8 protein-coding genes are annotated in these 6996 nt (G+C 70.1%); 3 read left to right on the forward strand and 5 right to left on the reverse strand.

Going from position 1 to position 6996, the window contains the following annotated elements; genetic code table 11:
* Positions 1-36: 36 nt before the first annotated feature.
* The 3 genes from G4D85_RS42215 to G4D85_RS42225 all read left to right on the forward strand — a co-directional run bounded on the left by G4D85_RS42215 (position 37) and on the right by G4D85_RS42225 (position 2681).
* Complete coding sequence (locus tag G4D85_RS42215) at positions 37-1350, forward strand: ATP-binding protein (RefSeq protein ID WP_164019933.1); 1314 nt, start codon at positions 37-39, stop codon at positions 1348-1350.
* A gap of 67 nt (positions 1351-1417) precedes the next feature.
* On the forward strand, positions 1418-1981 hold the full coding sequence (locus tag G4D85_RS42220; protein ID WP_164019934.1) for a response regulator transcription factor: 564 nt from the start codon (positions 1418-1420) through the stop codon (positions 1979-1981).
* Between the two features lie 76 nt (positions 1982-2057).
* Entirely contained in the window at positions 2058-2681 is a 624-nt protein-coding gene (locus tag G4D85_RS42225; RefSeq protein ID WP_164019935.1) for an LURP-one-related family protein, read from the forward strand.
* A gap of 118 nt (positions 2682-2799) precedes the next feature.
* Here the strand turns inward: G4D85_RS42225 and G4D85_RS42230 are convergent, their stop codons facing one another.
* From G4D85_RS42230 to G4D85_RS42250, 5 genes are all read right to left on the reverse strand, one after another.
* A complete protein-coding gene (locus G4D85_RS42230; protein WP_164019936.1) occupies positions 2800-3945 on the reverse strand; it encodes a methanobactin export MATE transporter MbnM in 1146 nt (381 codons plus the stop codon).
* A gap of 14 nt (positions 3946-3959) precedes the next feature.
* Positions 3960-4484: a hypothetical protein gene (locus tag G4D85_RS42235; RefSeq protein WP_164019937.1), complete on the reverse strand. Its 525-nt coding sequence runs from the start codon at positions 4482-4484 to the stop codon at positions 3960-3962.
* Positions 4485-4499: 15 nt separating this feature from the next.
* Positions 4500-5348 (reverse strand): MbnP family copper-binding protein, encoded by an 849-nt coding sequence (locus tag G4D85_RS42240; RefSeq protein WP_164019938.1) that lies wholly within the window; start codon positions 5346-5348, stop codon positions 4500-4502.
* Positions 5349-5590: 242 nt separating this feature from the next.
* On the reverse strand, positions 5591-6055 hold the full coding sequence (locus G4D85_RS42245) for an SMI1/KNR4 family protein (RefSeq protein WP_240359825.1): 465 nt from the start codon (positions 6053-6055) through the stop codon (positions 5591-5593).
* Between the two features lie 11 nt (positions 6056-6066).
* Entirely contained in the window at positions 6067-6843 is a 777-nt protein-coding gene (locus G4D85_RS42250; protein WP_240359826.1) for an HNH endonuclease, read from the reverse strand.
* Between the last annotated feature and the right edge of the window lie 153 nt (positions 6844-6996).

Here is a 6996-nt window from a genome sequence, read left to right on the forward strand (position 1 = left end):
GACTCCTCCCGGGCCCTGATGGCCCACCGCCGTGCCATGACGCCCGACGCCCCGCCTCCCGAGCCCACCTCTCGCGCGCGCATCAACCTGGAGTGGCTGCTGCGCCTGCGCTGGGGCCTGCTGCTGGGGCAGGCGCTGGTCATCGCGGTGGCGGCGTACGGGCTGGAGCTGGCGCTGCCGATGCCGGTGCTGGCGGCGCTGCTGGGGCTGGAGGCGCTCACCAACCTGTCCGTGCGCGCGTGGCTGCACCGGGCGCGGCGGGTGACGGAGGGCACCATCGGCAAGCTGATGCTGTGGGACACGCTGGTGCTCACCGGCCTGCTGGCCCTCAGTGGAGGCACGCACAACCCCTTCACCACGCTGTACCTGGTGAATGTGGCGCTGGGCACGGTGCTGCTGCCCGCGCGGTGGACGTGGGGGCTGCTGGGCTTCACGCTGGCGGCGTTCGGCTCGCTCTTCGTGATTCAGGACGTGGAGCTGCCGCTGGAGCTGTCGCGGCCGGACCATGCGGAGCTGATGCGGCTGCACATCAACGGCATGTGGGTGGCCTTCGCGGTGGCGGCGGGCTTCATCGTCTACTTCGTCCAGCGCGTCACGCGGGCCCTGGGCGCGCGGGAGCAGGAGCTGGCCCAGGCGCGGACGCTGCACGCGCGCCGGGAGAAGGTGGCCTCGCTGGCGACGCTGGCCGCGGGCGCGGCGCACGAGCTGTCCACGCCGCTGTCCACCATCGCCGTGGTGGCGAAGGAGGTGGAGCGCGCGCTGGCTGCCTCGGGTACCTCGGAGAGCGTGCGCGAGGACCTGCGCCTCATCCGCCAGCAGGTGGACCGCTGCCGCGACGTGCTGGTGCAGATGTCCGCGGACGCGGGGCAGACCACGGGCGAGCCCTTCCATGCGATTGCGCTGGGGCGGCTGGTGGAGGACACGCTGGCGGAGCTGGCCGGCGCGGCGCGGGTGCGGGTGGAGGTGCCTGGTGAGCTGCGCGCCTGGCAGGTGCACGGCCCACCGCGCGCGCTGGCGCGGGTGCTGCGAGGGCTGGTGAAGAACGCGCTCCAGGCCACGCCGGAGCCGAAGTTCGTGGAGCTGCGCGTGCGTGCGGAGCGGGCCAGCGCGAGGCTGGAGGTGCGCGACGGCGGCGCGGGCATGGCGGCGGAGGTGCTGGCACGCGCGGGTGAGCCGTTCTTCACCACGAAGGCGCCGGGCGAGGGCATGGGCCTGGGCCTCTTCCTCGCGCGCACGCTGGCGGAGCAGCTCGGCGGCTCGCTGGAGCTGCGCTCGACGCCGGGACAGGGCACCACCGCGAGCCTCGCGCTGCCGGTGGGCGAGCCCCGGGGCGCGGAGGCGGCGTCATGAGCACGGTGGGACAGCGGCGGGGAAGACGCGCCACGCGCGTGCTGCCGCTTCTCGCGGAGGTGGCGCAATGAGCGCCCCGGGCCCCACGGGGGCACACCACCCCAGCCTGCTGCTCGTGGATGACGACGCCACCCTGCGCGAGCGGCTGGCCCGGGCCTTCCGAGAGCGCGGCTGGGACGTCACCACCGCCGGCGACTACGACGCGGCCCTCGCCGCCGCGCGCCGCGAGTCGCCGGAGTACGCCGTGGTGGACCTGCGCATGCCGGGCCGCAGCGGCCTGGAGCTGCTGAGAGACTTGCTCGCCGTGGACGCCTCCACGCGCATCGTCGTCCTCACCGGCTACGGCAGCATCGCCACCACGGTGGACGCCATCCGCCTGGGCGCGGTGAACTACCTGCCCAAGCCCGCGGACGTGGACGACCTGCTCGCGGCCTTCGCGCGCGTCTCCGGTGAGCCCTCCGTCGCGGTGCCGGAGAGCTTCGAGGCACCCTCCCTCGCCCGCGCGGAGTGGGAGCACATCAACCGGGTGCTAGCCGACTCCGGGGGCAACATCTCCGAGGCCGCGCGGAAGCTCGGCATCCACCGGCGCTCCCTGCAGCGCAAGCTCCAGAAGTACCCGCCTTCCCGCTGACGGCTCCTGGGGAGCGGGTATTTCGCGACTCTCTTCCGGGAGCGGGGCCTGCCCTCCTCCGGGATATGGTGTGTCCATGTCCACCGCACTCCAGCAGCGCTCCAGCACCGAGCTTGCTCGCGGCCGCTTCGGCCAGAGCCGCTTCATGATTCGCCGTCAGTTCTTCAAGCTGTTCGGCGGCGCGTTCCACATCTACGACGAGGCGGGCAACGTCGCCTTCTACTCGAAGATGAAGGCCTTCAAGCTGAAGGAGGACCTGCGCATCTACAGCGGCGAGGACATGAGCCAGGAGCTGCTCACCATCCAGGCGCGCAGCATCCTGGACCTGGGCGCCACGTACGACGTCACCGATGCCACCACGGGCGAGCGCGTGGGCGCGCTGCGCCGCAAGGGCCTGCGCTCCATCCTGCGCGACGAGTGGCTCGTGCTCGACGTGGGCGGGCAGGAGATTGGGAAGATTGAAGAGGACAGCATGGTGATGGCGCTGGTGCGGCGCCTGCTCACCAACCTCATTCCGCAGACCTTCAGCGGCACCATGGGCGGCGTGCCCGTGCTCACCTTCCGGCAGCGCTTCAACCCGTTCATCGCGAAGATTGACTTGGACTTCTCCGTGGACACGCAGGGCCGGCTGGACCGGCGCCTGGGCATCGCAGCCGCGGTGCTCCTGTGCGCGATTGAAGGCCGCCAGTCCGGCGGCTGAGCCACCCGGTGCTCCGGGGCTCACGCGAACGGTGAGCCCCTTCCCGCACCTGGGTGGACGTGCCCGGGAGGCTCGAGGCCAGCGCGCCCCAGGGCGGGCGCACGGCCCGCCGGGGCGACTACTGCCAGGGATTGGAGAAGCGCGGGTCCTGGGTGAAGGCCGTGTCCGTCAGGCTCTCCAGGAAGGCAATCAGGTCCGCGCGCTCGTCGGGGGTGAGGGTGAAGGGGCGCACCAGCGGGTCCTTGTTCGGATTCGCGCGCCCGTCACCAGCGAAGGGCCCCTCCGTCACGTTGCGCCCACCGGATGTGTAGTGGTCGATGACCGCCTCCAGCGTGGGAATGCTGCCGTCGTGCATGTACGGCGCCGTCAGCGCCACGTTGCGCAGCGGCGGCACGCGGAAGCGGCCCTGGTCCGTGGCCTTGTGGGTGAACTCGAAGAGGCCCGGGCTGTCCGGCGGGTAGGCGCCGTTGCCATCCACGTCGTACAGGCCGGTGTTGAAGAACTGCATGCCCGGCAGCCGCGAGTCCTTTGCCCGGAACGAGTTCGTCAGGTGCGGGCCGCTGTGGCAGTGGTAGCACTCCGCCCGCTCGCCGAAGAACAGCTCCATCCCCCGCTTCGCCGCGGGCGCCATGGCCGTGTTGTCCCCTTGCAGGTAGCGGTCATACGGCGAGCTGCCCGACAGCAGCGTGCGCTGGAAGGACGCCAGCGCCTTGACGATGGCGTCCTTGCCCACGGGCTCGGCCTCGTCGGGGAAGGCCGCACGGAAGAGCTCCGGGTAGCGCGTGTCGCTCCGCAGGCGCTGGAGCACCTCGTCCAGCCGGGGCGCCAGGCCCAGCTCCGTGGGCACCTCGTTGAACAGCGGCACCAGGGCCTGCGTCTCCAGCGTCTCCAGTTGGGGGTTGGCCCAGGTGTACGTGGACAGGTACGCCACGTTGGCCAGTCCCGGCGCGTTGCGCGGGACGTGGTCTCCCGTGGAGCCGACGGGCGTGGCCTTGCCGTCCGTGAAGGCGCGCTGCTGCTCGTGGCAGCTCGCGCAGGACAGCGTGCCGTTGCCGGACAGCCGCGAGTCGTAGAAGAGGTGGCGGCCCAGCTGCACCTTCTCCTCGGACATGGGGTTGTCCACGGGGACGAAGGGCTCCGGGAAGCCCGCCGGCAGCTTCCAGTCGTACGTGGGCCCGGGCGGCGGTGGGTGCGGCTCCTCACCGTCGCAGCCCACCGCCAGCAACGCGCCCAGCAGGGCACTCACCTTCCATGCACGAGACATCGCGGGTGGCTCCCTCAGTCCAGGTCGACGGGGTTGCTCCCCACGTGGCAGACGTTGCAGGCGCCCGACATGGAGGGGAACGGCATGTAGTTCACGGACGCCGTGGTGATGCTGGTCACCCGAGGGTAGAGCTGCTGCTGGAGCAGGGGCACGGCCTCCGTCGTGTAGAAGTTGCCGCTCGCGTCCGCGTCCAGCATCAGCACCAGGGTGCCCGCGCCATTGGGCGCCGTGGAGAGGGTAATCGTCGCGTCCGGGTTGGGCTGCCGCCGCGAGTTGACGGCGGTGCCGGCCACGGTGAAGCGCCCTGGCGCGGTACCGTTGGGCCCGTGGCACGCCATGCAGTTGCTGCCCGCCTCGTGGCTGGAGGCGCCGCGCTGGCTCTTCAGCGACACGGCGTCCAGCTCCGGCGCGCGCTGCACCGTGGGAGGAGTGGGGGCGCCGTCATCGTCGTCGGAGCCACAGGCGGTGGACAGGCTCGCGGCCAGCGCGAGCAGCAGCGCCATGCGCGTGGCGGCGGAGTGGAACGTGGGTCGAGACATGGTGGAGTCCCGGGCTCAGCGGACGCGGAAGAAGGTGGTGGGCAGCGCGCGGGGAGTGCCGTCCACGGCCAGGCCGAGCTGCTCGAAGAACGCCGGGCACTCCGGGTCCGCCGCGGAGGACATGCAGCCGGACAGCGAGTCCGTGGTGTTGTCGGCGACACGGTCCACGTCCAGCTTCGAGTAGAGGCCCGCCGCGTCCAGCACCACCTGGTTGCTGTCCGGGTTGAAGTCGCTCAGCACCACGGTGGCCTGGTTGTCGGAGGAGCAGGTGAAGCCCTCGGCCACGGTGCCCCTGCACCCGGCCGCGCCCAGGTGGAAGTAGAAGGAGTCATTGGTGCGCGTGCGCACGTCCAGGCGGATGAACTTGTAGCCGCCCTGCCAGCTCCACCACATACCGGGCGCATTGAGGGGCGCGGGCGCGGTGGCGCCGTCCAGGTGGTTCATGTCCGGGGGCAGACCCACCTTGAACTCCAGGCCCGTGTAGTCGTCATGCTCGGGCGCGGTGCCCACCACCTGCGTGCGCACCTGCGGGCTGCCGGTGTCACAGGTGCCGGTGCCGTCCTCGAAGTCCAGGAGCGCAATCGAGTCGCGCTGCCACGTGCCGTCCTGCTCCAGCTCCAGCGGGTGCCGCTCGCCATTGGCGCGCACCAGGGCGACGTCGCGGAGGTACACCTTGAAGTCGAGCAGCTCGATGACGCCGCGCGAGGTGCCGATATCGGTGTAGCTGGTGCCACAGGACAGGGACTGCTCACGGACCTGTGGGCTGAAGCGCACCGTGTACGTCTTCTCGCTCTCGCCACAGCCCTGCATGAGCAACAGGGCAGTCAGCAGACACCAGGGCGCGGACTTCAGGACTGCGTTCATCGAAGGACCTCCACGAGGGTGGGCGGGGGCCACCCTGACTGACGATACGGATGGGTAGCAGAGGAGGCCGGCCCGGCCGCTGCGGCAAGTTGTCGCGGCGCCCTGCCCGTCGTGCACCACACGGCGAGGCTCGCGCCTCCCACACGCGGCAGGACACACCCCTGGCTCTGGGGGCAGGAACGCGGCGGCCTTCCGGACATATCGCCGCCATGCCCCTCGGCCGCCTGCTCCAGGTGCGGCGCTCAGGACTTGAGCATGAGAGGCGACAGCTCATCGGACTGGAGCGACGACACGAAGGCACCAAAGTCGGCAGCCAGGAAGTAGGTGCTACTCGAACCTTCACGAGCGTGGGCGTCCCAGTAGAAAACGCCTCCCGCCTCCTCTCCAGCAACGGACAGACAGACCTTGTCTGCCCCTTCTGTCGTCGCGATTGGGAGGAATCCCGCGGGGATGCGCTCCCTGAAAACCTCGAGGTTCCAATCGAGGTTGCACGACACAACAGGGTCCTTCAGTCCAAAGAACACATGGATTCGACCCAACGGGTTTTCCTCCAGCCCGTTGAGCGCGAAGAGGTCCCGCTCAGGTCGTCCGCCATTGGTGGCCAGCAAGAAGGCCCGATAGGGGGCGGAGAGCGTGATGCCGTACCGCGCCTCGAACCCACGAAGCTCCTCCTCGTTGAGGAGGGGTCCACCCTCGGTTGTCTGCACGAGCTGAACCCTCATGGTTGTCCCGAGAAACCGCCGGTATGCCCCGTCCGGGCGTGAAGGTCGGTAGGAACGAGCTGCATGGTCGTCCGGTCCTGGTGGTGATGCCAGGTCATTCCCTTGGGTGTCTCTCGAAGACCGGCCGCCTTGTTCGCGGCGGCAAAATCCCCGGCCCTTGAACCAGTATAGGGAATCTTCACCTCGGCCTTGACGACTCCCGCGGCCCTGAAGTCGGGGTAGCCGTCGGCATCGAAGGGAACTCCGGTGACCGGGTGCTTCTCCCCGGCCAGGCGCGCATTCCGGATGGGAGCATCGGTTGAAGGCGCTCCTCTTGGAGAGGTCTCGGCGCCGCGCTCCTTCGACGCGGCTCCCGCACGCTGGGACCTTGCCTCGGACAGCCAGGCCAGCCGGGCCTTTGGTACATTGCCCCCGGCCTCGTAGAGGGCCGCTGCGGCAAGCTCTCCACCCTCCGCCACGAGCATGCCTGCGTCACGGCTCGACTGGATGTACCGCACCAATTCGCGGATGGCGTTGTCCCCCAGATGTCCCTCCAGCCGATCCACGACCGCCTTCAAGCTCTGCACGTCGAGCGCGAAGCTCTGGGGTCGCCGCACACTCCGCCCGGTGACAGCGGGCTCCGCCAGGTAGCGTGAGCTCCTGCCGCCTGCATACAGCGCCACCATCAGTGCCGCGGGCGCCAGCTCACGTGCCGCCTGCTCGAACCTTCCCCGCGCCAGCGAGGACACCCCTTGGCCCGTTCCGGCAATCAGGTGGTAGAAGCCCAGCGGCACACCCAAGGTCAGATGGTCGAAGGTCCCTAGAGCGCCGATCAGGTTAGGGCGAGGGAGCAGGCAAGGGACAGGGGATCGACGTCGGCCCAGAGAGTGCGCAGGTAGGTCCGAGGACACGGCAGGAGCGCACATGGACCGGTGGACGCCTGAGGT

Origin of the sequence: Pyxidicoccus trucidator, assembly GCF_010894435.1 — a bacterium.
GTDB classification, from domain to species: domain Bacteria; phylum Myxococcota; class Myxococcia; order Myxococcales; family Myxococcaceae; genus Myxococcus; species Myxococcus trucidator.